At 52.0% G+C, this 23,880-nt stretch carries 23 protein-coding genes; 4 read left to right on the forward strand and 19 right to left on the reverse strand.

The window, feature by feature from the left end; genetic code table 11:
• The first annotated feature begins 7 nt into the window (after positions 1-7).
• Positions 8-1,828: a SulP family inorganic anion transporter gene (locus tag DPO_RS02705; protein WP_006964122.1), complete on the forward strand. Its 1,821-nt coding sequence runs from the start codon at positions 8-10 to the stop codon at positions 1,826-1,828.
• Positions 1,829-1,922: 94 nt separating this feature from the next.
• On the opposite strand, the gene DPO_RS02710 is transcribed toward DPO_RS02705, so the two are convergent.
• The 5 genes from DPO_RS02710 to DPO_RS02730 form a co-directional block, all read right to left on the reverse strand.
• On the reverse strand, positions 1,923-2,819 hold the full coding sequence (locus tag DPO_RS02710; protein WP_006964123.1) for a cation diffusion facilitator family transporter: 897 nt from the start codon (positions 2,817-2,819) through the stop codon (positions 1,923-1,925).
• Positions 2,819-3,361, reverse strand: a complete 543-nt coding sequence (locus DPO_RS02715; protein ID WP_006964124.1) for a diheme cytochrome c — start codon at positions 3,359-3,361, stop codon at positions 2,819-2,821. The genes DPO_RS02710 and DPO_RS02715 overlap by 1 nt, the downstream gene beginning before the upstream one ends.
• Positions 3,358-4,050 carry a hypothetical protein gene (locus DPO_RS25080; protein ID WP_152427525.1) on the reverse strand — a complete coding sequence of 231 codons (693 nt, stop codon included), beginning with the start codon at positions 4,048-4,050 and terminating at the stop codon, positions 3,358-3,360. Before DPO_RS25080 ends, DPO_RS02715 begins: the two co-directional genes overlap by 4 nt.
• A 175-nt stretch (positions 4,051-4,225) precedes the next feature.
• Positions 4,226-5,011, reverse strand: a complete 786-nt coding sequence (locus DPO_RS02725) for an acyl-CoA dehydratase activase (protein ID WP_006964126.1) — start codon at positions 5,009-5,011, stop codon at positions 4,226-4,228.
• Positions 5,012-5,019: 8 nt separating this feature from the next.
• Positions 5,020-6,297, reverse strand: coding sequence for a double-cubane-cluster-containing anaerobic reductase (locus DPO_RS02730; RefSeq protein WP_006964127.1), 1,278 nt, complete (start codon positions 6,295-6,297; stop codon positions 5,020-5,022).
• A 264-nt stretch (positions 6,298-6,561) separates the two neighbouring features.
• Between DPO_RS02730 and DPO_RS02735 the strand changes: the two genes are divergently transcribed.
• Genes DPO_RS02735 through DPO_RS02745 form a run of 3 tightly spaced genes read left to right on the forward strand, consistent with a single transcriptional unit; the run spans position 6,562 to position 8,800 of the window.
• Positions 6,562-7,398, forward strand: coding sequence for a hypothetical protein (locus DPO_RS02735; protein ID WP_006964128.1), 837 nt, complete (start codon positions 6,562-6,564; stop codon positions 7,396-7,398).
• Positions 7,399-7,400: 2 nt separating this feature from the next.
• Entirely contained in the window at positions 7,401-8,540 is a 1,140-nt protein-coding gene (locus tag DPO_RS02740) for a double-cubane-cluster-containing anaerobic reductase (RefSeq protein ID WP_006964129.1), read from the forward strand.
• A gap of 44 nt (positions 8,541-8,584) precedes the next feature.
• Positions 8,585-8,800 carry a hypothetical protein gene (locus tag DPO_RS02745; RefSeq protein ID WP_006964130.1) on the forward strand — a complete coding sequence of 72 codons (216 nt, stop codon included), beginning with the start codon at positions 8,585-8,587 and terminating at the stop codon, positions 8,798-8,800.
• A 20-nt stretch (positions 8,801-8,820) separates the two neighbouring features.
• Here the strand turns inward: DPO_RS02745 and DPO_RS02750 are convergent, their stop codons facing one another.
• From DPO_RS02750 to DPO_RS02820, 14 genes are all read right to left on the reverse strand, one after another.
• On the reverse strand, positions 8,821-9,549 hold the full coding sequence (locus tag DPO_RS02750; protein WP_006964131.1) for an amino acid ABC transporter ATP-binding protein: 729 nt from the start codon (positions 9,547-9,549) through the stop codon (positions 8,821-8,823).
• The gene (locus tag DPO_RS02755; RefSeq protein WP_006964132.1) at positions 9,546-10,205 is read right to left on the reverse strand and encodes an amino acid ABC transporter permease; all 660 of its coding nucleotides are present in this window, start codon (positions 10,203-10,205) and stop codon (positions 9,546-9,548) included. The genes DPO_RS02750 and DPO_RS02755 overlap by 4 nt, the downstream gene beginning before the upstream one ends.
• Positions 10,206-10,211: 6 nt before the next feature.
• Positions 10,212-10,940 carry an amino acid ABC transporter permease gene (locus tag DPO_RS02760; RefSeq protein WP_006964133.1) on the reverse strand — a complete coding sequence of 243 codons (729 nt, stop codon included), beginning with the start codon at positions 10,938-10,940 and terminating at the stop codon, positions 10,212-10,214.
• 32 nt (positions 10,941-10,972) lie between these two features.
• Entirely contained in the window at positions 10,973-11,857 is an 885-nt protein-coding gene (locus DPO_RS02765) for a transporter substrate-binding domain-containing protein (RefSeq protein ID WP_006964134.1), read from the reverse strand.
• Positions 11,858-11,946: 89 nt separating this feature from the next.
• Positions 11,947-13,893: a selenocysteine-specific translation elongation factor gene (selB, locus tag DPO_RS02770; protein ID WP_006964135.1), complete on the reverse strand. Its 1,947-nt coding sequence runs from the start codon at positions 13,891-13,893 to the stop codon at positions 11,947-11,949.
• Positions 13,894-14,613: a DUF1573 domain-containing protein gene (locus tag DPO_RS23620; RefSeq protein ID WP_006964136.1), complete on the reverse strand. Its 720-nt coding sequence runs from the start codon at positions 14,611-14,613 to the stop codon at positions 13,894-13,896.
• Between the two features lie 181 nt (positions 14,614-14,794).
• The gene (locus tag DPO_RS02785) at positions 14,795-15,424 is read right to left on the reverse strand and encodes a 2Fe-2S iron-sulfur cluster-binding protein (protein WP_006964137.1); all 630 of its coding nucleotides are present in this window, start codon (positions 15,422-15,424) and stop codon (positions 14,795-14,797) included.
• A gap of 6 nt (positions 15,425-15,430) precedes the next feature.
• Positions 15,431-17,362 carry an NADH-quinone oxidoreductase subunit NuoF gene (locus DPO_RS02790; protein ID WP_006964138.1) on the reverse strand — a complete coding sequence of 644 codons (1,932 nt, stop codon included), beginning with the start codon at positions 17,360-17,362 and terminating at the stop codon, positions 15,431-15,433.
• A 9-nt stretch (positions 17,363-17,371) separates the two neighbouring features.
• Positions 17,372-17,824, reverse strand: a complete 453-nt coding sequence (locus tag DPO_RS02795) for a complex I 24 kDa subunit family protein (protein ID WP_006964139.1) — start codon at positions 17,822-17,824, stop codon at positions 17,372-17,374.
• 27 nt (positions 17,825-17,851) lie between these two features.
• Complete coding sequence (locus DPO_RS02800) at positions 17,852-18,619, reverse strand: hydrogenase iron-sulfur subunit (protein WP_006964140.1); 768 nt, start codon at positions 18,617-18,619, stop codon at positions 17,852-17,854.
• A gap of 40 nt (positions 18,620-18,659) precedes the next feature.
• Positions 18,660-21,734 carry a CoB--CoM heterodisulfide reductase iron-sulfur subunit A family protein gene (locus DPO_RS02805; RefSeq protein ID WP_006964141.1) on the reverse strand — a complete coding sequence of 1,025 codons (3,075 nt, stop codon included), beginning with the start codon at positions 21,732-21,734 and terminating at the stop codon, positions 18,660-18,662.
• Between the two features lie 41 nt (positions 21,735-21,775).
• Positions 21,776-22,708 carry a methylenetetrahydrofolate reductase gene (locus DPO_RS02810; protein WP_006964142.1) on the reverse strand — a complete coding sequence of 311 codons (933 nt, stop codon included), beginning with the start codon at positions 22,706-22,708 and terminating at the stop codon, positions 21,776-21,778.
• A complete protein-coding gene (locus DPO_RS02815; RefSeq protein ID WP_006964143.1) occupies positions 22,705-23,373 on the reverse strand; it encodes a methylenetetrahydrofolate reductase C-terminal domain-containing protein in 669 nt (222 codons plus the stop codon). Before DPO_RS02815 ends, DPO_RS02810 begins: the two co-directional genes overlap by 4 nt.
• 49 nt (positions 23,374-23,422) lie before the next feature.
• Complete coding sequence (locus DPO_RS02820) at positions 23,423-23,878, reverse strand: hydrogenase iron-sulfur subunit (protein ID WP_006964144.1); 456 nt, start codon at positions 23,876-23,878, stop codon at positions 23,423-23,425.
• Positions 23,879-23,880 lie beyond the last annotated feature (2 nt).

Genomic DNA, 23,880 nt, shown 5'->3' on the forward strand with positions numbered 1-23,880 from the left:
ACAGACCATGACTGCAGGATATCGAAAAGCAGCGCCGGTTCGGCCCGTACCTTTGGGTGTCAGGATATTTCCATTTCTGTCCTGGATAAAAACAGTGAACCGCGGCACCCTCAAGGCGGATCTTCTGGCCGGGCTGACCGGGGCCTTCATCGTTCTGCCCCAGGGGGTCTCTTTTGCGATGATTGCCGGATTGCCGGCTGAATACGGACTCTATGCCGCCATTGTGCCGCCGGTCATTGCCGCCCTGTTCGGCTCTTCCATGTACCTGGTTTCCGGGCCGACCACAGCCATCTCCATCATTGTCTTTTCCACGTTAAGTCCCCTGGCAGACCCGGGATCGGCAGATTACGTGCGCCTGGCCCTGACCCTCACCTTTATGGCCGGACTGTTTCAGCTGGCGTTCGGCCTGGCCCGGCTGGGCACACTGATCAATTTTGTGTCCCATTCAGTGATCGTCGGGTTCACGGCCGGAGCCGCCTTTCTCATCGCCACCAGCCAGCTCAAACATGCATTGGGAATTCCCATCCCCGGCGGAGCCTCATTTCTGACATCCTGGGCTTTTATTATCAAATCGGCGGGACAGACCAACGGGTATGAACTGGTGGTGGCCCTGGCCACCCTGGTATGCGCGGTCATATTCAAGATCCTGCGGCCCCGGTGGCCCGGCCTTCTCATTGCCCTGGCGGCAGGCAGCCTGCTCAACCTGGCCATGGACGGTGCCGCTCATGGTGTCCGGCTGCTCGGAGAACTTCCCGGACATCTGCCGCCCCTGTCTTCTCCGGATTTCACCCTGGACACCTTGAGGATGATGGGTCCGGGAGCCTTGGCCGTGGCATTCCTGGGCCTGATCGAGGCCCTTTCCATTGCCCGGTCCATCACAGTGCAGTCCAACCAGCATATCAACGGTAACCAGGAGTTCATCGGCCAGGGTCTGTCCAACATAGTGGGCAGCTTTTTCTCAAGCTATGCCAGCTCCGGTTCCTTTACACGGTCCGGGGTCAATTTTGATGCCGGCGCCAGAACGCCCCTGGCCAGTATTTTTTCCGCCCTGTTCCTGGCCGTGATTGTGGTGCTCATCGCGCCGTTGACCGCCTGGCTCCCCCTGCCGGCCATGGGGGGAGTCATTTTTTTCGTAGCGTTCAAGCTCATTGATTTTCCTCACATCAAAGAGATCCTCAGAAGCAGCCGTTCCGAAACCCTGGTCCTGCTGGCCACTTTTTTCGGCACCCTGTTTTTTGAAATCGAATTTGCCATTTATTCAGGGGTGCTGCTCTCCATGGCTATCTACCTGACCCGGACATCCCATCCCCATGTGGATGCCATGGTTCCGGGCCCCGGTGATCCGGACCGTCAGCTCACTGAAATTTCCCAGACAGAACTTGTGGAATGTCCCCAGCTCAGAATTCTCCGGATCAGCGGTTCTTTGTTTTTCGGAGCAGCCAATCATGTGTCGGAAATTCTGGAAGAGAGTGATGACAGCGATCCCCGGCACCTTCTCATCATCGGGTATGGGATCAATTTCATCGATGTGTCCGGGTCACTGGTGCTGGAACAGGAAGCACACCGCCGTCTGAAACTGGGAAAAAATCTTTTTCTCTGCCGGCTCAACCGGGATGTGATCCGGTTTCTTGCCCATGGCGGTTTTTTAAAGCAGATCGGTGAAAACCGGCTGTTTGCCACCGAATCCCAGGCTATTTCCCGGATATTCAACATCCTGGACAAATCCATCTGCAGCACCTGTACCGCCCGGATTTTCGAAGAATGCCAGAGTGTGCCCGGTCCGGGGCAGGCGCTGGGAAAAAGCCGAAATAATGGCAGGGGCAGATGAAACTGTCAATAAAGATCAGGTCGATTTTCCAGAAAACACCCAGCACATCAGGATGGTTTAGCCAGGAATGGTATAAATAAAGATCCCTACAAAACTATTCTTCAGTGATTTTAGATTCCGATGGTTCAATGTGAATTTCCACATCGATTACTTCGGGACCGTTTTCAAGAATCTGTTTTTTAACCGCTTCCGCAACCTCATGACCGTCGAAAACCGTCATGTGACTGTCGACAACCACGTGCAGATTTACCTGGAGATTACTTCCCATATATCTTGTACGAATGCCATGGGCCTGAAGGACGGAAGGATGGCTCTCTGCAAGTGATTTGATCTGCTTTAGAACTTCTTCAGAAGCGCCGATATCAACAAATTCCTTGATCCCGTCAAAAATTATTTTAACAGCGGCATGAAAAATAAATGCGGTAACAAAAATCGCTCCGGCATGATCCAGAAACGTCCATCCCGGAAAAACGATTGAAGCGCCAACAGCAATGAAAACAGGGATGGAGCTAAAGGAATCCAGCCGATGATGCCATGCATTGGCCACCAGTGACATGCTTTTGATTTTTTTGCCGACCCTTGCTGTCCACTGATACAGGAATTCTTTAATGATAATCGAAATCACCGCAGCCCACAGCGCTGTCATTGATGGCGGCTGCGCATGTTTTTCCCTTATCGTAATAATCGCTTCCCATCCAATGGCGGCCCCGGCCACGAGAAGAATGACACCGATAAACATTGTGACCAGTGTTTCATACCTTCTGTGACCATAGGGGTGGCAGCTGTCCGGGGGCCTTGACCAATAGTAGGATCCGATGATAACTGCAAAATCGGTCACCGTATCTGAAATACTGTGAATACCGTCCGCCAGGACTGCCTGACTGTGTCCAAACACACCGGCGGAAATTTTCAGAGCCGAAAGAGCAACATTTATACACAGGCCGATCCATGTGACTTTGCGTATTTTTCTATCCCGATCCATATCAGGCATTACCGTGGAATGGTAACATAGTCATCATCATAGTGGCCCTGATCCGCAGACGTGTGACAGGCGATACAATTCCCCAGGGAACCGATCGATGGTCTGGCCAGGATCGCCGCATCCAGGTCATGGTGCTTTTCAAAAATATAAGGGATCTCACTCACCCTGACGGGTGTGTTACCTCTCAGGCTTTTCATGATTTTCCGGGACCGTTTGACTGACACACGATCCGCTGCATTGGCTGTAAGGTATTGATTAATGGTCTTCTGGGTTTCTTCATCGAGCGGGATATCTTCGCCAAAGTGGGACGGCAGTTCTTCAAGAATCTTCTCCCAGGAACCGGACGGTAGCAGCCATGGCTGATACGCAAAATGGCAGGCCCCGCATTCCTGTGCATAGGTGTCATTACTCACCGATTCTGACTGCCTTTTTTCATGGCTGTGATGTTTGCCATGGTCATTGTCGTGCTCATCATCGTCAGCAAACCCGGCACCGGCAAAAAAAAGTATAAACATAACCCCAGCAAGGATGCTGTATTTTAATCTATTCATAACCGTTTTCCTCTTTTCCAGATCATTTTATTGAAAAAATTCATTAAAAAGCCCAGCACATCAACTGCTTTTTTCAGTATAAAAAAAATAATATAACATGTCATACGAAAACTGCCCGTCAGTAAGCGTGAAAACCGCTTGAACCAGTGTTCCCACTGGATAGAACGTTGATGCCGCCGCCATGGTGTTTTCTTTTGCCCGATATTATAAAAGGCCGTTTTCTGTTCATCAGGTTCGGCATGATGCAGTGGTTCTGAAGGATGGGTGGATTTTTTGATCGTTGAGTTTTTACTGTTCCTTTGCCAAAAAGATAATTTTGCAGTTACTTGCGGGGTAACGCGATGCAAAAAATTATGTCGGCTCCAGGCAAAGGTTTTTTCCCATTCCGGCAATACCCCAAGGTTTTCATGCCACTTCTTTTTACTCATATTTTCATAAACATCATACTCTCCGGGCCCTAAAAACAAAATGCCGGACTCTATAAAACCACCCCCGCCCTTGATACTGTTTGGTCTATTATATCTCTGCCATGAAACCGCACCTGTTTTTTCAATACTGATTTTATACCTGCCTAAACGGAAAATCCCATGTTCAACTGTCTGGCCAGGATCGATATATATCTGGTTTCCACCCTGCTTATTATTGAAAAAATGGGCCAGCGGCCGCATACCCGGTAATAATCTGGTCACCCAGCCGGTATTGTTTTCCCTGCATTTTTCTGGCCCTCAGATCAGTGTTGTTTATCGTCAGGTTTACATCAAAACCTGAACCCAAAGCAAACCATATTATCTGATTTCTGAATTGCGTCACATGAAGGATGCTGACCAGGTCTTTCTGGAAAACCGGGGATCTCAGACCTGCCGATTATTCCTTTCCCACCGTCTGTTCCGCTGCCAGAAGGGCGGCCCCATAGGCCCCGGCCAGCTGGGGATCGGATGGGATCCGGATCTCCCGGTCCAGTCTGCCGGCCAGCAGTTGCACCATGCAGGGGTTTTTGGCCACCCCGCCCGTGAACACGATGGGCCCGTTTGAAGATACCCGGTTGATCATGCCCGCAGCCCTCCGGATCACACTGGTGTGCAGGCCCCGGGCGATCTCTTTGCGGTCTTCGCCCTTAGCGATCAGGGAGGTCACTTCCGATTCGGCAAACACCGTGCACATGCTGGAAATCAGCAGGTCTTTTTCAGCGGCCAGGGCCTGGGCCCCGAACTCCGCCAATTCAAATCCCAGGGTGGCGGCCATGATTTCCAGGAACTTGCCCGTGCCGGCGGCACACCGGTCGTTCATTTCAAATTTTTTCACTTTGCCCGTGTCAAACAGGGAAATGGCCTTGCTGTCCTGTCCCCCGATGTCCAGAACCGTGCGGGCATCGGGGAATTCCGTCCAGGCGCCCCGGGCATGGGCCTTGATCTCCGTGACCGTGGGCGCGTCAAAGGAGAGTTCAAACAGGTTCCGGCCGTATCCAGTGGCCATGATTTTGTCGAATGATACCTTGGCAATGAGTGCATTGGCCGTGGTCATGGGATCAAATCCCGTGTCGGACTGGAACCGCTCCAGGATCTTGCCCGATGAGTCAACCACCACCAGTTTGATGGTGCGGGAGCCGATATCAATACCGGCATACCGCACCGCTGTTGTGTCTGAGGACATGTCGATCCTTACCTGAGCTGTTCGATAAAGGCTTCCACCCGGGTCTTGAGCTGACCCGCATCTTCCATGCCGTAATCGGTTTCCACCCGCAGGCAGGGAATGTTTTTCTCCTCCAGGGCCTTTTCCACGGGAATGGATTCCATGAGATAGGGCTGACAGAACTGCAGGCCGTAATGGATCACGCCCTGGGCATTGTATGCCGTGACCATCTCCTGAATGTGGTCCAGGCGCTGGGGATTGGGGGTGAATATGGCGCAATCCACTTGAAAATACCGGTCCACGATGGCATCCATCATCTCATCCACGGTGGTGCCCGTATCGGCGGTCAGGTTCCGGGTGCCCCGTTCGCCCACACAGGATTCCTCGCCCACGATCACGGCCCCGGCCGTTTCAACAATCATATGCAGTTTCCAGTTGGGAACGGCCTGGGGACATCCCGACACCAGGATGCGGGGCGCGCCGGCAGGGAATGCCCCGGTTTTTTCCTGGATCCGGGTTTCCAGTTCATCACAGATTTTGTTGACCGATTCCGTGAACCGGGCCGGGTTGTCATAAAAGAACACCTGGTTGGCCAGCAGGGCATCCAGGCCGGAAATGGGGGCAGGGTCGGCCTTTCTCAATGCAGACAGCCGGTGAATGGCGGCCCGCTTGGCATTGACCACATCAATGGCAGATTTCAGGGACTCCGCCGTGACCGTGATACCCGTTAATTCTTCCACAGCCGTCTTGAACTTCATGTATTCCGCCTTGAGCAGGTCTCTGGTCTGGTCGGTCTTGGTCTGGGGCAAATCCATGACATACAGATTGTCTACCAGGGTCCCCAGGGTTTCATAGGCTTTTTTCTTGCCGTCACAGGTGTTTTCCCCCACGATCATGTCCGCGCTTTCCAGATAGGGGCACACCTTGCCGATTTTAAACCCGAATGAGGATTTGATCAGCGCACAGGTGTTTCTGGGCAAAAGCTGCTCCACTTTTTCCATGGCAAAATCCGCTCCGGAGCACAGCCCCACCAGGGTGGCATTGGCTGCCAACACAATCTCTTCAGGCACAAACACGCAATAGGAGCCGATGATCTTTCTGCCGGCGGCTTTTTCGTCCATCAGTTCTTTAATGCGCAGCCCATGGACCTCGCTCATCACAAAATCAAAATAGCCCATGCCTTCGGGCCGGTTCTTCTGGGACAGATAAATATCTGTGTAAGCGGTTCCCAGGACATTGAGCAGGGCTTCATGGCCGGCCAGGTCGAGCCCCAGCTCCTGCCACATGGGTGTATAATCGGTCGTCATGGTATCTCCTTTTTTTTAATTGGGTTTGAACCAGTATTTATACATTTGCGAATTCTATCTGTAAAATTGATTATCTGAATCAATTTTACCCTGATCATCGGTTTTTTCGATATCTACATCCCTGGTTTCCATTTCCCGGTCGGGTATTGATCCTTTCAATAGGAACTTTGATATTTCATCCAAATTACGAATTAGACAAACATGCTCCCACTGGCTATTTTACAAATCATGCAAATTCATAACCCATTGAATAGTAGACGTTCCATGAAAATTGAAACCATCCTTGAAAAAGGATCGGCCCGTCTGAATGAAGACACCCTGGTGGCTCAGGGCAATCTCTTCGGTGTGTTTGACGGGGCCACCAGCCTGAACAAAACCGTGTTTGAAAAAGAAAAAACCGGGGGATTGATCGCGTCCTCCGCGGCCCGGTCCGTTTTTGCTACCAACCATTTTCCCTTAAAGGCACTGGCACACACGGCAAACCACTCCATTCACCAACATATGGTCCGCCATGGCGTGGATCTTACCCGGAAAGAAAACCTGTGGAGTACCAGCGCGGCCGTGGTCCGGATCCGGGACAATACCCTGGAATGGGTGCAGACCGGCGATGCCCAGATCATTCTGATTTATCACGACAACACCCACGAAGTGGTGGTGGACCGGGAAGATCATGATTACGACACCCTGTGCCTGTGGCCGGCCCGGAAAAAAACCGGTCCATGCGGCATGGACGCAAGGATTTCCCAACAGATCCGAAAGAAACGGGCCGAGATGAACCTGACTTATGGGGTGTTGAACGGGGAGCCCCATGCCATGGATTTCCTCCACCACGGCCGTAAATCCCTGGATCAGGTCAACACCGTGCTGCTGTTCACGGACGGCCTGTCCATTCCATCGGAAAAACCGGCAAAAAAGAAAAATTTCACGCCCTTGGTCACCCTGTACCGGGACCTGGGTCTGTCAGGCCTGAAACACCGGATCCGGCAGATCGAGAAAACCGACCCGGAATGCCGCCGATTTCCCAGGTTCAAGACCCACGACGACATTGCCGCCATTGCTGTTCAAGACCTTTCACCCGCCGGACATCCCAAGGAACTCTGAGAATGAAACAGGCCCTGTTCAAAAAAATTCAGCAGATCACGGAACAAAACCTGATGGACATCGAAGCCCATAAGGAAAAAGGCAACCATGTCATCGGATTTTACTGCCTGTACGGCCCCACTGAGCTGGCCGTGGCAGCGGATGCCATTCCGCTGCCGTTGTGCGGCACCCGCCAGGACCCCATTGATGCGGCCGAAGAGGTACTGCCCAGGAACCTGTGTCCGCTGATCAAAAGCAGCTATGGATTTGCCGCCACAGACACCTGCCCCTTTTTCAGGTTTTCGGACATGATTGTGGCGGATACCACGTGTGACGGGAAAAAAAAGATGTTCGAGATCATGTCCGACCTCAAACCGGTCCATGTGTTGCAGCTGCCGCAGAATCAGGTTCCTGCCCTGTCCCTTGGACCCTGGAAAGCGGAAATCGAAACCCTGATCACGGTACTTGAAAACCGGATCGGCCGTCAGATCACGCCGGAAAAAATCTCTGCCGCCATCCGCCTGATGAACCGGGAACGACAGGCAAAAAAGCGGCTCATGGACATCACCAGAGCCAACCCTTCTCCGTTGACGGGCATGGAACTGGTTGAAATCCTGTTCAAAACCGGATTCTTCGCCGACAAGGAAAAAGGGATCGCCCTGATGGATGAAATTTCAGATGTCTGTCTGACACTGATTGAACAAAACCAGAGTCCCTACACAAACACAACCCCCCGGATTCTGCTGACCGGCGTGCCTGTCGGGCTCGGGTCGGACAAGGTGGTGAAAATCCTGGAACAGTGCGGTGCCAATGTCGTGGCCCTTGAAAACTGCAGCGGATACAAACAGGCTTTTCAGGTAAATGACACCATCGACCCGGTCACGGCCCTGGCCGATCAGTATCTGGCCATTCCCTGTTCCGTCATGAGTCCCAACCCGGGCCGTATGGAAATGCTCCGGGAGATGATTCCGGCATTTTCCATCGACGGCGTGGTGGACCTGACCTGGCAGGCCTGCCACACTTACAATATTGAATCGTTTCAGGTGGCAACGCTGGTTCAGGATGACTTTGGCCTGCCGTTCCTGCACATTGAAACCGATTATTCCGAATCAGACACGGAGCAGCTCCGGGTCCGGATTCAGGCCTTCATTGAGATGATATAAAAATTTTTCGCCGTATTCGCAGTATTCGCCGCAAAGGAGATATCATGACCGAAAAAACAGACATACACATCCATCCGGATATGACCATTTTGGATGTCGTATCCGCCCATCCGGACACGATTGCCGTGTTCAAATCCTTTGATGAACAGGCCGGCGAATGTATCTGCTGTACCTCTCTGTTCATGACGATCCGGGATGTGGCAAAAAAATACGACTTCAATCTGCCGCAATTTCTTTCAACCCTTGAAAAAGCAATTTAATGATGTTCATACAAAGGCGGTTATCGAAGAATCCGGCTCAAAAACTGCCGGGTCCGGTCATGCCGGGGATTGTCGAAAAATGATGCAGTATCGGCATGTTCCAGTATCCGGCCTTTGTCCATGAAAATGATCTCATCGGCCACTTCTTTGGCAAAGCCCATCTCATGGGTCACCAGCGCCATTGTCATGCCTTCTTTCGCCAGATCCGTCATGACATCGAGGACTTCCTGAATCATTTCCGGATCCAGGGCGGATGTGGGTTCATCAAACAGCATCAGTTTCGGTTCCATGGCCAGGGCCCGGGCAATGGCCACCCGCTGCTGCTGCCCGCCTGAAAGCTCACCCGGATAATTGGCGGCATGTTCCAGGATGCCGACCCGTTCCAGGAGACTCCGGGCATGGGTTTCCGCGTCAGCAAGGGATTTTTTGCGCACCCTGACCGGGGCCAATGTGATATTCTGAAGAACCGTCATATGGGGATACAGCTCAAAATGCTGAAATACCATGCCGATGCCGGCCCTCAGTTCATGGATATCGGTTTGTTTTGCCAGTACGGAAATTCCATCCACAAGAATCCGGCCTTCCTGGAACCGTTCCAGCCCATTGATACATCGCAGAAGCGAACTTTTCCCGGATCCGCTGGGACCGCAGATCACCACTTTCCGACCATGACCGATGCGGACATCAATATTGAAAAGCACTCTGGTTTGTTTGGAATACCAGAGGCTGACATTTTCGATTTCGATCATCGAACCTTCCTTTCCCGGTTTTTGCGCTCCAGCCGTTTGCCGGTGAAAGTACCGGCAGAGCATAAGATAAAATATACCAGACCCGCAAACAGATAGAGTTCCAGGGACCGGGCTTCCCTGGCATCCACCAGATTTACCCGGCGCAGAAACTCACGCAGCCCGATGACATAGGCCAGAGAGGTATCCTGGAAAATGACCACGCTGTGCGTTACCAGGGAGGGCACCATGGTCCGCAGGGCCTGGGGCAGGATAACATGTCTCAACGTTTGAACGCCGGTCATGCCGCTGGACAGTCCCGCCATCCGCTGGCCCCTGGAGACGGATTGAATACCGGCCCGGACAATTTCGGAAAAATAGGCGGCTTCATATACAATGAACGCGATGACGGCCGCGGCAAATTCATTGAGATTGCGGCCCGTGATGACCGGGATGAGAAAATAAAGCCAGAAAATGACCAGCAGCAGCGGAAGTCCCCGAAAAAAATGAACATAGCCACTGACAGGATAATACAGCCATGGCTGCCGGGACAATCGGGCAGCCCCCAGAAGAATGCCTAAGACAAGCCCGCCGCCGATGGCAAAAACGGCAAGCTGTACGGTAAGATACAGCCCCCCGAAAATAAATGGGGCATTTCTGACAATGACATCCACATCCATGACCGATCATCCCGCCTTTCGGATCTGGCCGGGGATGTAAACCCGTTTTTCCACCTGCCCCATGACGGCAATCACGGTCCAGGCGATGGTCAGATACACCAGGCTGGCCGCCGTCGTGGTTTCCAGGCCATGCCAGGTAAAAGAATCGATATAATAAGCCGTGTGGGTGATCTCCATGACACCGATGGTCATGGTCAATGCAGAGTTTTTGAAGCAGGTGAGAAATTCCGTGGTAATGGTGGGCAGGATCAGCCGGAATCCATAGGGGATAATGACCCACCGGTACACCTGGAAGGTCCGGAGCCCGGATGCATAGGCGGCCCGATACTGATCTGCGGGGATGGAAGAAAAACCGGACCGGAACTGTTCAGCCACCCGTGATGCCGTGTACATCCCGAGTCCGGCCACTCCGGCCCAATACGCATAGTTCGGCACCGTGTCATACAGCCACTGCTGTCCGGATTCCGGCAGAATCAAGGGCGCGGCATAGTACCAGAAAAAAAGATGCACCAGAAACGGGGTGTTGCGAAATATCTGTACATAGGCCGCACCGAAAATCCGGCCCGGAAGCCATGGCTGGGTCCGCAATACCCCGATCAAAATTCCCAGGACAAGGGCAAGGCCCCAGGCAATGAGAGACAGGTGGACGGTGGTAAAAATACCCTGTATCATCATCTGCCCATAGGGGGCCCGCCAGAGGACACTCCAGTCAAATTGATAGTTCAACAATCCCATATCCGTCCCACCGTCCTGTCAATTTCAGTGCGTCAGTCCGGAAAACTCAACGCCTTGAGCAATGCTTTGTATTCGTCGCCCATTTCCAGAGGCACCTCGCCATCCGGGCCGAACCATTTGTCATAAATTTCCATGAACTTGCCGCTTTTGATAATCTGAACCAGGGTTTCATTGATAAAATCACGCCACTCCCCCTGATTTTCCGGTAAAAGCAGGCCATACGGTTCATAGGTCAGATACCGGCCCACAATTTTCCAGTCATCGGGTTTTTCTGCCTTGGCTTTCATACCGGCCAGGATGCTGGCATCCGTGAAATAGGCATGGATTTTTCCCTGCTGCAGGGCCAGAAAGCCTTTGTTGTGTTCTTCAAAAAGCATTTTCTGGCATTCCGGTTCGATCAGTCCCTGGGCAATGGCCCTGTCAAGGCCCTTGATATTTGCGGTCGAGCCGCTGCCCATCCCGACCCGTTTCCCGGCAAGATCCGGAAAATCTTTGATCGGGCTGTCTTTGGGGACCAGCAGCCGGGTGCCGGTTAAAAAATAGGGCAGGCTGAAATCGATCACTTTTTCCCGTTCCAGGGTAATGGTTGTGGAACCGATACCGATGTCCACCGTGCCATTGACCACCAGGGGAATCCGGGTCTTCGGATTCATGGGTTTTTTGACCAGTTCGATCTCTTTACCGAATTTTCTCTCCAGGGCCTGATGGATTTCATACCCCAGGTCCAGGCCGAACCCGACCCATTCCCCTTTCTGGTTCATATACCCGAAAGGAACTGACCCTTCCCGGAATGCCATGGTGACCACACCAGTCCGTTCAATCTTTTCAAGAATGGGTTCAGCCACAGCCGAAACGGCAAACACGGTTGCAGTCAGAAATAAAATAACACCAAGAGCCAGTCGTTTTTTTACTCGCATACACAATTCTCCTGTTTTTAACATGATTATGGGGTTAACTGTCGGGTTATTCCTCCAGACCCCTTTCATATTGATTTTTAGTAGGTCATTTACGCATCAGTCTGTTGTTCAATTTCCGGTTCGGTCAAAACACGCATACCATCTTTTCTTTGGGTAAATTTGATCGAATCCAGGTACTCATAAACAGATATTCCCACGGTTCTTCCATACCCAAGCAGTTCCTTGCCGTCTTCGATCGTAAGACCGCCCTTTGATCTGATCAAATTTTTCACCCTTTCTTTGATAACCGCCATGGCATCGTGGGATATAAACCGTCTGTTGTTGAGTCGAATCAGCCTTTTTTGAAGGTACAGATAATCAAGCACCCGCTGAACTTCATTCAGGCTGTATTCCTTTTTATGTAACGTCCAGAATGTATGGGCGCTGAAGGGCACCAGCCAGGATGTTTGCGCATAATTCTCCAACAGGACGATGAGTTTTTCCCTGTCGCTCGACAGATTGGCTGTATAATCCGGCACCTGAAATCCACCCCCGGTTTTGATGATTTTATTTTCATTCAACAGCTCAGCAATCATTCTTTGAAACGGGCCATCGTTGAGCCGGGGTGACAACCTGTCTTTTATCTCTTCATGGCTCGCCTTCACTTTTAAAGGATTATCCGTCAGAATCTTTTTTACGACCGAAGGCACCTGTTTTTTCAACGTCTGATATTGTTTTTTTTCGAAAAAACCCTGACCCTTAAATAAAAGAATTTCGCCGCTTCTCACGCCTTTCAAAATTTCTTTTTCAATTGCCGCCTCATCAACAAAAAAACATCTGGCCAGTTTTCTGGATGTCATCAGGTTCGAGGGTTTTAATTTGAAAATATGCGTGACAAACACCTTGATGTCATTTTCCTGGACCGCCTTCATGAGTGAACGGGTGGCACCAGCGTTATTACGTCTGATTTTCTCCCGGCATATCTGAAGAACCCTGCCCCCACCGATAACGGCCTGAATATTGAGAATCCCTATGACAAAAGGATCGCCCGGCAGCGCGGGAACGGGTTTCATCAACCTGACCTGTGCAAATCCTTTCCCGCCCGGATACAGATATTCCTGTTCCATGAAAACGATCATGGCATTTGTCACGGAAGTGCCAAGATAGAGTTTTACCCGCTGCCGGTTTTTAACCGGCTTTCCGGCATTTTCAAGCAGCCTGATTTCCACATTCAGAAGATAAGTTGGATGGACCGCGTCCGGCCCTGAAAGGACCATGCCCCTTTTTACGTCTTTAACCGGAACCTTGGGGATGTTGATGCCGACACGCTGTCCGGCAACGGCTTTATCGGCTTTATCATGGTGCATCTCCAGTAAACGGGCTCTGGTTTCAATACCAGCCGGTAAAAGATGAAGGGTGTCTCCCTGATTCAGTGTGCCTGACTGTATGGTTCCGGTTACCACGGTTCCGATACCGGCAAAACTTTTCACCTGATCAATCCATAAACGGAACGGCAGCGATGATTCCTTGATCTGGATTTCTCTCGCCGTTTCCACAATACATTTTTCAATTTCATGAAGCCCTCTTTTATCGATCACCGAAAACGGAATGATCGGTTTTTCATCTAAAAAGGTACCTTCCAATGCCTCTCTGATTTCAAGTTCCGCCAGATATAAAATTTCGTCATCCGCAAGATCGCATTTGCTCAAGACGACAAACCCGTTTTTAACGTCAAAGAAATTGAGGATGTGAAGATGTGCCAGTGTTTGCGGCATCAGTCCGTCATCTGCGGCGACAACCAGTATCGCCATGTCCACGCCGCTCAGCCCGCGGATGGTATTCTTCAAAAAATCCGTGTGACCCGGTACATCCACGAATGCCATCCGCAAACCGGCATCATTTGATTGAAACGGCGCAATCCCCGACTCGATGGATAATCCCCGCCGTTTTTCTTCCTGAAGACGATCCGTATCCGTCCCGGTCAGGCATTTGACAAGGGATGTCTTGCCATGATCCACGTGCCCGGCAATCCCTATTGTGACATATTTTTCAATCATTTATTGTTTTTCAATACGCCCTATGACATAAACCGTTAGTTCCGGGCGCAACGGACTGTCGGTTTTCAAAATGACTTTGCCGTAATATCTTGCGCTGTCTCGCACGAGGTTTGACACCTCAAGCAGGTAAATGCCTTTATCTGCTTTAAGATTTGCCGCTATTTTCCCTGAAATATGTGTGTCGATGACCACTTTTTCGATTTGAAAAGGATAATTTGGTTCAGGGACAATTCTGACCAGCCCTTTGATCTCTTTCCCTGCGACACCCCTTAACAACAAACGATCAGGCAAAATGCGGGCAAAACGGGTAACCCTGCCTTTGATTGTCAGTACGATCAATTTTTGATCAGGGTCGTCCGTGGTCACATGGGTATTTTTGATAACGTTTCTTCCTCCATACCCCCTGGTATGGAACTTCACTGTAACATGTCCCTTTTGGCCGGGCTCAATGCGATCCGGTTTTTCGGCCGTTGTACAGCCGCATGTTGTTTTTACTTTTAATATGCGAAGTGGCTTCGTGCTTTGATTGAATATAACAAAAGCATGGGTAACGACTTCTCCTTCAATAATTTCACCGAAATCAAAATCCTTGTCCACCACTACGCCTTTTGGGAATTCAATTTGGGTCGAATCGGCGGCAAAAGCAACAGTTACCATAACGAACAGAACCAGTACCATCCACGTGCCACCGATTTTTTTTATCAATGATTTCTTCACCATATTGTTTCCTCTCTACATGGTTTAATTAACCGCATAGATGTATAGATACCTAATATGTTTGTGGAGGGGGCAAGGGGAATCGAACCTCCTCCCGGTTTTGCAGACCGGGCCAACGGGTTTGAAGCCCGCGGGGCGCCCAGCACCATTGCCCCCCAATCATATTTATTCGTAAGGTATATCCTCATCTATCTTCGACTTTCACGTGTTCAGTATTTTTAACTCCCTGCTCAGAGAACGAAAGAGATTGAGCCAGCACGAACGCGGCCTGGAGATAGGAGGTGGGGCAAAAAGGAAAGCACTCTTTGCAGTCATTGCAGTATTTGGCCGCAATTTCGGGCACAAAGCTGATCTCTTTGTTGATGCCCCTGTCCACAAATCCGATAGCGTTTTTCTGGGCCACTTCCGCACAATACCGCACGCACAGGCCGCAGTGGATGCAGAAAGAGGGATCGCTTTCATACCGGTTGGGGTCTGCCCCGTAAACTTTTGCCAGCTCAACCAGTTGCGGCGCATCCGGTGCATGGGCCATGAGCAGTTCAAGAATGGTTTTACGCAGCCGGTCCACTTTTTCGGACCGGGTCCGGACGTTGATGCCGCCGGCAGCCGGGAACACACAGGATACCACATACTTGGTCCGACCCCGGTCTTGCACCTCCACGATACACAGCCGGCACCCGCCGAACGGCTCCAGTTTTTCATGATGGCACAGGCTGGGGATATAAATCCCATGTTTCTGGGCCACTTCCAGGACGGTCATGCCCGGATCCGCTGTCACGGTCTGTCCATCGATTTCAAATTGTATGTCTCCCATGATGGCCTATCCTTTCTCTTTCGTTTTTTTCCGGATGGTGCGCGCTTCTTCAGGCACCGGGTCCGGCACCGGTTCACCCGACAGTTTGACCACGGAAGAAAATTTGGGCGGGCACACCTCAAAGCAGGTGCCGCACCGGGTACATTTGTCCTGGTCGATGATGTGGATCAGTTTCTTGTCTCCGTTTATGGCATCGGCCGGGCACTGCTTGCGGCAGGTGCCGCAACCCGTGCATTTGTCCGGATCGATGTAAAAACTGATCAATTCCTTGCAGGACAGGGCCGGGCATCTCTTGTCATGGATATGGGCCTCATACTCATCCCGAAAATATTTCAACGTGCTTAAAAACGGGTTGGGCGCACTTTTGCCCAAAGCACAGAGCGAGGCTTCCACCGCGGTTTCCGCCAGTTCCTCAAGGATTTCGATGTCCCCTTCCTTGCCCTTGCCTTTGGTGATATTGGTCAATATCCGGTGCATCTGGCGCAGCCCTTCCCTGCAGGGCACGCACTTGCCGCAGGACTCGTCGGTCAGAAACTCGATAAAATATCTCGCCACATCCACCATGCAGGTGTCTTCATCCATGACGATCATGCCCCCGGACCCCATCATGGACCCGGCTTTGGTGAGTTCGTCAAACCCCACCTGCAGGTCCAGCAGGTGTTCCGGGATACAGCCCCCGGGGGGGCCGCCCGTCTGAACGGCCTTGAATTTCTTGTTGTTGGGGATCCCACCCCCGATATCATAGATGATTTCCCGTAATGTCATGCCCATGGGGACTTCCACCAGGCCGGTGTTGGTGATCTTTCCCACCAGGGAAAAGATCTTGGTGCCTTTGGAACTGTCCGTGCCCACCGATGTAAACCAGTCCGCGCCCTTGTCGATGATCAGGGGGATGTTGGACCAGGTTTCCACGTTGTTGAGGACGGACGGCCGTTCCCACAGTCCCTTGACATTGGACCGGACATACTTGGGACGGGGTTCGCCGGCCTTGCCTTCCAGGGAGGTCATGAGTGCCGTGGACTCCCCGCACACAAACGCCCCGGCCCCCTGGTGCACGATCACCTTGAAATCAAACCCGGATCCCAGGATATTCTCGCCTAAAAGGCCGTAATGTTCCGCCTGCTGGATAGCCAGATGAATGTTTTTCACTGCCAGGGGATATTCCTGGCGCACATAAAAATACCCTTCATGGGCCTTGACGGCATATCCCCCTAAGATCAATCCTTCCAGGATGGAATGGGGATTGCCCTCCAGAAGGGCCCGGTCCATGAACGCCCCCGGGTCGCCTTCATCGGCATTCACGATCACGTATTTGATGGGATCATCGGCATTTCTGGAGCCTTCCCATTTTCGGCCGGCCGGGAACCCGGCCCCGCCCCGGCCACGGATATTGGATTTTTTCACCTCTTCCAGTACTTCGAGATCGGTCATCTGTCCCAGGGCCTTGGCCAGTGCCGCATATCCGCCCAACGCCAGATAATCTTCAATGCTTTTGGAATCGATTTTGATGTTGTTGCACAAGACCGTACGCTGCTGGGACCGGTAAAACGGAATATCCGATTCTTTGACGGCCCGCTCGCCTGTGGCAGGGTCTTTGTAGCACAACCTTTCCACCACTTGTTTATTTTTGATGGTCTGTTCAACGATCTCGGGCACATCTTTGGCCTGCACCTGAAGATAGCAGATCTCTTCGGGATAGACCACCACCACCGGGCCCTGTTCACAGAATCCCGGGCAGCCGGTCCCTTTGGTGGACACTGTGGCGGACAATCCCTGGGCTTCGATTTCCTTTTCAAATGCGGCGATGACTTCATCCGCACCGGATGCCACACATCCGGCACCCGCACAGATGGATACACAGGGGCTGTCAGGATCTCTCCGGGTCAATATCTCCTGCCGGAAACTTTCCAAAGCCTCCGGCGTTTCCAACCGTGTCATAATTTTCCCCTATTCATATGTTTTCAAGGCTTTGGACGCCTTGACCGGTGACATTTTGCCATGAACTTTGCCGTCCACTTCCATCACAGGCCCCAGGGCGCAACACCCCAGACAGTTCACAGTCTCCAGACTGAATTTCAGATCCAGGTCGGTTTCCCCGGGCTTGATGCCCGTGGCTTCCTCCACCGTGTCCAGAATCCTGGTGGCCCCCCGGACATGACAGGCCGTGCCCATGCAGATATGCACCTTGTGCCGTCCTTTAGGAACCAGGCTGAACGCCTTGTAAAACGTGGCGATATGCTGAATCCGGGTCATGGGGACGGACAGTTTTTCACTGACCCGTGCCAGGGCCTGTTTGGAAAGCCAGTTGTTCTCACTTTGAATATCCAGCATGATCTGAAGCAGGTTGATAGCTTCTCCATGATGCTTCTCGATTATCTGATCTACTCTTTCAATTTCCATCGGATGCTTCCCGTAAAATTTTTTTGGTTATGCCCCGGCCAGTTCGTAGCAGTTACTGGCTGTATCATATTTGACCATGCCGTGCCGGGAGGAGGTGATCATATGACGGGAAATCTCAGACGGGTTCAACCCCAGGTGTCCGGAAATATCACTGGTGGTCAGCGGTTTTTCCTTTAACAGCAGCAGAATCCGGCTTGTGACCATTTTATCTGCAATGGTTTGATCAAAACATTGATCCAGAACACCGCTTTGCAGAAATCGATGCACCCCCGCCTCGGTTCTGTCGGGCAGCCTGAGCTTTTCTCTTTCCACCAGCTTGATGAAGGGAACCAGTTTCATGGCGGCCTTCAGATTCAACTCCAGATCTTTTTTATCTATCTCTTCACTGGTACCCAGCGGCCCGAGTTGACGGATTTTTTGACTGAAATCATTCATCACTTCTGCAAAACGGATGCCTTCACCCGCAGAGACCCATTCCAGTCTCAACCGGTCCGGATCGATTCCGGTATGACCCAGCAGTTTCCGGCACAACCTGGCGGTGATCAGGGCATCATAATTGCCTTCCGGATTATAGTGGCAGTCATTAAGATGACAGCCGCCGATGAACACGCCGTCTGCGCCGTTCAGAAAAGCTTTGACCAGAAATTTCAAATCCACCCTGCCCGAGCACATGACCCGGATCACCCGGAGATAGGGGGGATACTGAAACCGGGAAACACCGCAGAGATCAGCGCCGCCATAGCAGCACCAGTTACACAGAAATCCGATGATCGTGGGTTTGAAATTAGTTTCCATTTTATATGATCCTTTTGAATTGTCAGATAGTGGGTCTTTTTCAGCAGTCGGCCGGCTCAAGTTCCGGAAATGCCGCATCCAGTTGGTATAAAATCTCCTCGTCCGTGTAATGCTTCAGCTGAATTGCTTCTGTGGGGCATTTGGCATTACATAGGCCGTCCCCTTTGCATAGAACAGGAATGACACGGGCTTTTTTACCTTTCTTCGTCTCATAAAACTCAATGGCGCCGTAGGTACAGGCGGTAATACAGGCCCCGCAGGAAACACACAGGTCTTCATCCACTTCGCATACGGAACCGGACGCGGTAACCGTATCCTGCGAGAGCAGAACCGCTGCCCGGCCTGCAGCCCCACTGGCCTGAGTGACAGCTTCGGAAATGTGCTTGGGATAATGGGCCGTGCCGCACAGAAACACCCCTTCAGCGGCAAAATCTACGGGCCTGAGTTTGACATGGGCCTCCTGGAAAAATCCTTCCGGGCTCAGGGCCACCTTGAATAAACCGGCGATATTATGTGTATCGGGTGCGGGAACAACCGCAGCGGACAGGACCACAAAGTCCGCATCCAGCTCAAGCCGTTTGCCCAGAATTTGATCCGGAACAGTAACGCGTAAGATGTCTCCGCCGTTTTCCCGAACCTTTTCCACTATCGGTTGATCGGTAACGTCATACCGGATAAATTTAACCCCTTTTTCCGATGCGGTTCGGTAATAATCTTCATTGAACCCGTAAGTTCTCATATCCCGGAACAGAATATGGATCCGAATTTCCGGATTGATTTTTGTAAGTGCCAGGGCATTTTTTACGGCATGGGTGCAACAGACCCGGGAGCAGTAGTTTCTCTCTTCATTCCGGCAGCCTACACACTGAATCATGACCAGGCTCTGTGCATCCATGAGTTGAAGATCGCGGCTGGACAATTTTTCTTCAAGCGCCAGCTGGGTCATAACGGAATCATTTTTGCCGTAAAGGTACTCATCGGGTTCATATTCAGCGGCACCAGTTGCAATAATGGCGGCACCATGCTGAATGGTTTTTGTCCGGCCTTCCGTTACCACGGTGGTGGTAAAATTGCCCACGTAACCGGAAACGTCCGTGATGACCGCCTCATGGGAAACATGAACGAGAGGGTGCTGGTAAACATCCCGGATCAGAGTTTTCACGAATGCCTGGACATCCATACCATCCAATGTGGTATGAATCCGCCGCGCCATACCGCCCAGATCGTTTTCCTTTTCCAGCAGATGAACTGAAAACCCTTGCCTGGCAAGGCTCAAAGCACTGGTCATACCGGCGACTCCGCCGCCGACCACCATGGCGGTCTTATTGACCGGCAGATCAAACTCCTGAAGCGGCTCAAGGTTTTTTGTCCGGCCCACCGACATCCGGACCAGATCTTTTGCCTTTTGTGTGGCATCCTCCTTTTCCCTTGAATGCACCCAGGAACAATGTTCCCGGATATTGGCCATATCATAAAGATATTGATTGATCCCGCCTTCCCGGAGCGTATCCCGGAATACCGGCTCATGGGTCCTGGGGGTGCAGGCGGCAACAATCACGCGGTTCAGCCCTTTTTCCCGGATGGTATCTGTTATCTGCTGGGCGGAATTGGTGGCACATGAGAACAGCTGTTCCTGGGCATGTACCACATGGGGAAGTGTCAGGGCATAATCGACCACGGAAGGGACATCCACGATCCGGCCGATATTGGCGCCGCAGTGACAGACAAATACGCCGATTTTCGGTGTTTCCCCGGAAATATCCCTTTCTTTGGGATAGATCCTTTTTCTGGAAAGCCTGCCCTTCCGAAAGGAAAGAATTTCACTGCACCGGGCGCAGGCCCCGCTGGCGGAAAAAACGGATTCCGGGATATCCATGGGGCCCTGGAAGGCACCGGCGACAAACACGCCCTTCCTGGAGGTTTCCACCGGATTTTCAGGACGGGTGCTGCAGAATCCGTGGGCATTCAGATCAATACCGAATTTTTCTGCCAGCTGCTGATAGCCGGCCGGCGGAACCAGCCCGACAGACAGGACCACCATGTCAAATTCTTCTTCGATAACACCGGCATCCGGTGTGCTGTATCTTAAAGTGATATTTTTTGTCTCAGGGATCTCTCTGCCAACAGACACATAGCTTCGGATGAACCGGATGCCGGGCAGGCTTTCCGCTCTCTGGTAAAACCGTTCAAATCCCTTGCTGTAGGACCGGATATCATTGTGAAAAATGGTACATTCCGCCCCTTCATCATGATCCTTGGTCAGGATCACCTGTTTCTGGGTATAGGTACAGCATACGGCGGAACAATAGCTGTTATGCCCTTGGGTGACCCGCCGTGATCCCACACAGTGAATCCAGGCGATTCTGCGGGGGTGTTTTTTGTCCGAAGCCCGCAGGATCTCGCCGTCATAAGGACCGGTAGCGCACAGGAGGCGTTCATAATCCAGGCTGGTCACCACATTTTCCATGATGCCATAGCCATAGTCGTTTTTAATTGCCGGATCAAAGGTGTCCATCCCTAAAGAAAGAACGACCGCACCGACGTGAAGCGATATTTGTTGCGGTGTCTGGTTAAAATCCAGGGCATCGTTTTTACAGATACCCAGGCAGATGGTACATTTTTCATCTTCCAGAAAGATGCATTTCTCGTCAATATACGGGGTAAGTGGAATGGCCTGGGCAAAATACATATGGACGGCTTTGTTCCGGGATATATTCTGGTTGAACGGGTCCGGTATGGTCACCGGGCAGTATTCCGCACAACTGGTGCAGCCCGTGCACTTATCCTCATCCACATATCTCGGCCGTTTTTCAACGGTCACGGTAAAATCGCCGGCCTGTCCCTGAACGGATGCCACTTCGGTCATGGTCAGGATCTCGATATTGGGATGCCGGCTGCATTCCAGAAACTTGGGAGATTCAATGCACATGGAACAGTCATTGGTGGGAAAGGTTTTGTCCAGCTGGGCCATTTTGCCGCCGATGGTCGGGGATTTTTCCACCAGATAAACTTTAAATCCAGCCGTTGCCAGATCAAGGGATGCCTGGATACCGCTGATCCCGCCGCCGACCACCAGTACGTCACCGATTTTTTTTTCAAAAGGTTTGTTTTCCACAGTTCTACCATCCTTTTCAAAGCGCTATAAAAACAAAGCAATTACATGTCAGGCCTTGGATAAAGCCCGCTTTTTTCAACTATTTCCGGCACTTTTTCTTCCCATTCAATGGCCATGATGTGAAACCCCGCGATTCCGGGCACTTCCTTGAGTTCCTGGATATGCTCCACGCAGATCTGGATGCCTTCCTGGGCCTGGTGCTTTTTTTCCACGCCCGCCAGCCGCTGGATAATTTCATCGGGCACATCCATGCCCGGCACCTTGTTTTTCATGTACTTGGCCATACCCACGGACTTCATGGGCGTCATGCCGGCCATGATAAAAACCTTTTCCGTCAATCCCCGGTCAGAAGCCCTGCGCATCCACTCCTTGAATTTGTCGATATTGTAGATGCACTGGGTCTGGATGAATTCGGCTCCGCAGGCGATCTTTTTGGCCAGGCGCGGTATCCGGATTTCAAAGGGATCGGCAAAAGGGTTGGCTGCCGCCCCCACAAAAATTTTCGGGGGCCGCTTGATATCATCACCGCCCAGAAACTTTCCTTCATCCCGCATGTGGCGCACGGTCTGCACCAGCTGCATGGAATCCAAGTCATGGACGTTCTGGCCCCGGGCGCAGTCACCAAAACTCTGGTGGTCTCCGGACAGGCACAGCATGTTGGAAATATCAAAGGAAGCCGCTCCCAGGATATCGCTCTGCAACGCCACCCGGTTTCTATCCCTTGTCACCATCTGGAGCACCGGTTCTATGCCCAGCAGCTTGAGGTGGATGCAGGCGGCCAGAGAAGACATGCGAGTCATGGCGGTCTGGTTGTCCGTGACATTCACTGCATCCACATAATCTTTGATAAGCAGACCTTTTTTTGTAACCTCTTCCGCATCACTGCCCCTGGGAGGCCCGCACTCTGAAGTAACCCCTAAGTGCCCTGCCTTTAAAATGCGCTCCAGTCTGCTGCTGCTAACATATTTGCTCATATCTTCACATCCTCCCTGGTTACGGTTCTGGGGCCGCCGGCCCGGTCTTTGGACCAGTCTTTCACAGGGGCGACGGCCTCATAATCATCCATTTTATCCAGGGCTTTGAGCCGGTCGATGATCAGCTGCCACGCACAATCGGTGTCTTTGGAGATCTCACACTTGCCGTTTGTGGACCCGCCGCAGGGACCGTTCAACACCCGTTTGGCGCACCGGGACACCGGACAGATGCCGCCGGTGCGGGCCAGTACACAGGACCCGCAGGCCTGGCACCGCTCGGTCCATAGACCTCTGTCCTCGTTGGCCCCCAGACAGACGGTGTTGACCCCGGGCAGCAGCGGCATGGTGAGGTATTTTTCTGCGGCAAACTGCACCCCCACCCCGCAGGCCAGGGATACAATGGCATCATAGTCATCCACCATGTTTCTGATCTCTTCTAAGTACTCATGGTCGCACTGGCGCTCCAGGGTGTGTTCGCCAATGGTTTTCTCAATGCCCTGGGACAGGCAGAAGATCCTGAGTGCCGAAGCCAGTACTTCCACCTCTTTTTTGCCCCCTGCCTCGCACACGGTAACACATTCGTTGCACCCCAGAATCAGGATGCGGGAATAGGGCGTTATCTCCTGTATGATCTCTTCGATGGGTTTTTTGCTGGCAATAATCATGGGTCATTCCTCTGGTTGTTGGATTATCTCACACCCGTTGTTCCGGTTTTCAGGCGGCATCTCTGGATTTCTTCCCGGCGGTCGCCACAGGGCTGGGTCCCAGTTGACGGATGCGGTCGGTCATTTGTGCGGTGATTTCAGCAAATTTTGGCCCCATGGCGGATGACAGGTTGAACATGGCCACCCGGTCCGGTTCCATGCCGATCTGTGCCAGGATGCGGCGGACCGCTTCCACCCGGCTTCTGGCCTTGAAATTGCCCTGGAGAAAATGGCACTCCCCCTCCAGGCATCCGGCGATCATGACCCCGTCCGCACCATCCTCCAGTGATTTAAGGATATGGATCATATCAATGCGGCCGGTGCAGGGCACCTGGATGATCTTGACACTGGCCGGATAGGAGATTCGCATGGATCCGGCCAGGTCGGCGGCGGCATAGGCACAAAATTTACAGCAGAAACCGATGATTCTGGGTTCAAACGCCTCTTTCGTTGATGTATCCTGCATAA

This window comes from Desulfotignum phosphitoxidans DSM 13687, from assembly GCF_000350545.1.
In the GTDB taxonomy this organism is placed as follows: Bacteria; Desulfobacterota; Desulfobacteria; order Desulfobacterales; family Desulfobacteraceae; genus Desulfotignum; species Desulfotignum phosphitoxidans.

Bases quoted from the DNA above. Each gene is read 5' to 3' on its own strand.
- DPO_RS02790 (WP_006964138.1), bottom strand. From the start codon at position 17,362: ATGACACGGTTGGAAACGCCGGAGGCTTTGGAAAGTTTCCGGCAGGAG.
- DPO_RS02735 (WP_006964128.1), top strand. From the start codon at position 6,562: ATGAAAATTGAAACCATCCTTGAAAAAGGATCGGCCCGTCTGAATGAA.
- DPO_RS02715 (WP_006964124.1), bottom strand. From the start codon at position 3,361: ATGAATAGATTAAAATACAGCATCCTTGCTGGGGTTATGTTTATACTT.
- DPO_RS02795 (WP_006964139.1), bottom strand. From the start codon at position 17,824: ATGGAAATTGAAAGAGTAGATCAGATAATCGAGAAGCATCATGGAGAA.
- DPO_RS02820 (WP_006964144.1), bottom strand. From the start codon at position 23,878: ATGCAGGATACATCAACGAAAGAGGCGTTTGAACCCAGAATCATCGGT.
- DPO_RS02725 (WP_006964126.1), bottom strand. From the start codon at position 5,011: ATGTCCTCAGACACAACAGCGGTGCGGTATGCCGGTATTGATATCGGC.
- DPO_RS02810 (WP_006964142.1), bottom strand. From the start codon at position 22,708: ATGAGCAAATATGTTAGCAGCAGCAGACTGGAGCGCATTTTAAAGGCA.
- DPO_RS02815 (WP_006964143.1), bottom strand. From the start codon at position 23,373: ATGATTATTGCCAGCAAAAAACCCATCGAAGAGATCATACAGGAGATA.
- DPO_RS02800 (WP_006964140.1), bottom strand. From the start codon at position 18,619: ATGGAAACTAATTTCAAACCCACGATCATCGGATTTCTGTGTAACTGG.
- DPO_RS02765 (WP_006964134.1), bottom strand. From the start codon at position 11,857: ATGCGAGTAAAAAAACGACTGGCTCTTGGTGTTATTTTATTTCTGACT.
- DPO_RS02755 (WP_006964132.1), bottom strand. From the start codon at position 10,205: ATGGATGTGGATGTCATTGTCAGAAATGCCCCATTTATTTTCGGGGGG.
- DPO_RS02705 (WP_006964122.1), top strand. From the start codon at position 8: ATGACTGCAGGATATCGAAAAGCAGCGCCGGTTCGGCCCGTACCTTTG.
- DPO_RS02740 (WP_006964129.1), top strand. From the start codon at position 7,401: ATGAAACAGGCCCTGTTCAAAAAAATTCAGCAGATCACGGAACAAAAC.
- DPO_RS02710 (WP_006964123.1), bottom strand. From the start codon at position 2,819: ATGCCTGATATGGATCGGGATAGAAAAATACGCAAAGTCACATGGATC.
- DPO_RS02730 (WP_006964127.1), bottom strand. From the start codon at position 6,297: ATGACGACCGATTATACACCCATGTGGCAGGAGCTGGGGCTCGACCTG.
- selB (WP_006964135.1), bottom strand. From the start codon at position 13,893: ATGATTGAAAAATATGTCACAATAGGGATTGCCGGGCACGTGGATCAT.
- DPO_RS02750 (WP_006964131.1), bottom strand. From the start codon at position 9,549: ATGATCGAAATCGAAAATGTCAGCCTCTGGTATTCCAAACAAACCAGA.
- DPO_RS02760 (WP_006964133.1), bottom strand. From the start codon at position 10,940: ATGGGATTGTTGAACTATCAATTTGACTGGAGTGTCCTCTGGCGGGCC.
- DPO_RS23620 (WP_006964136.1), bottom strand. From the start codon at position 14,613: ATGGTGAAGAAATCATTGATAAAAAAAATCGGTGGCACGTGGATGGTA.
- DPO_RS02785 (WP_006964137.1), bottom strand. From the start codon at position 15,424: ATGGGAGACATACAATTTGAAATCGATGGACAGACCGTGACAGCGGAT.
- DPO_RS02745 (WP_006964130.1), top strand. From the start codon at position 8,585: ATGACCGAAAAAACAGACATACACATCCATCCGGATATGACCATTTTG.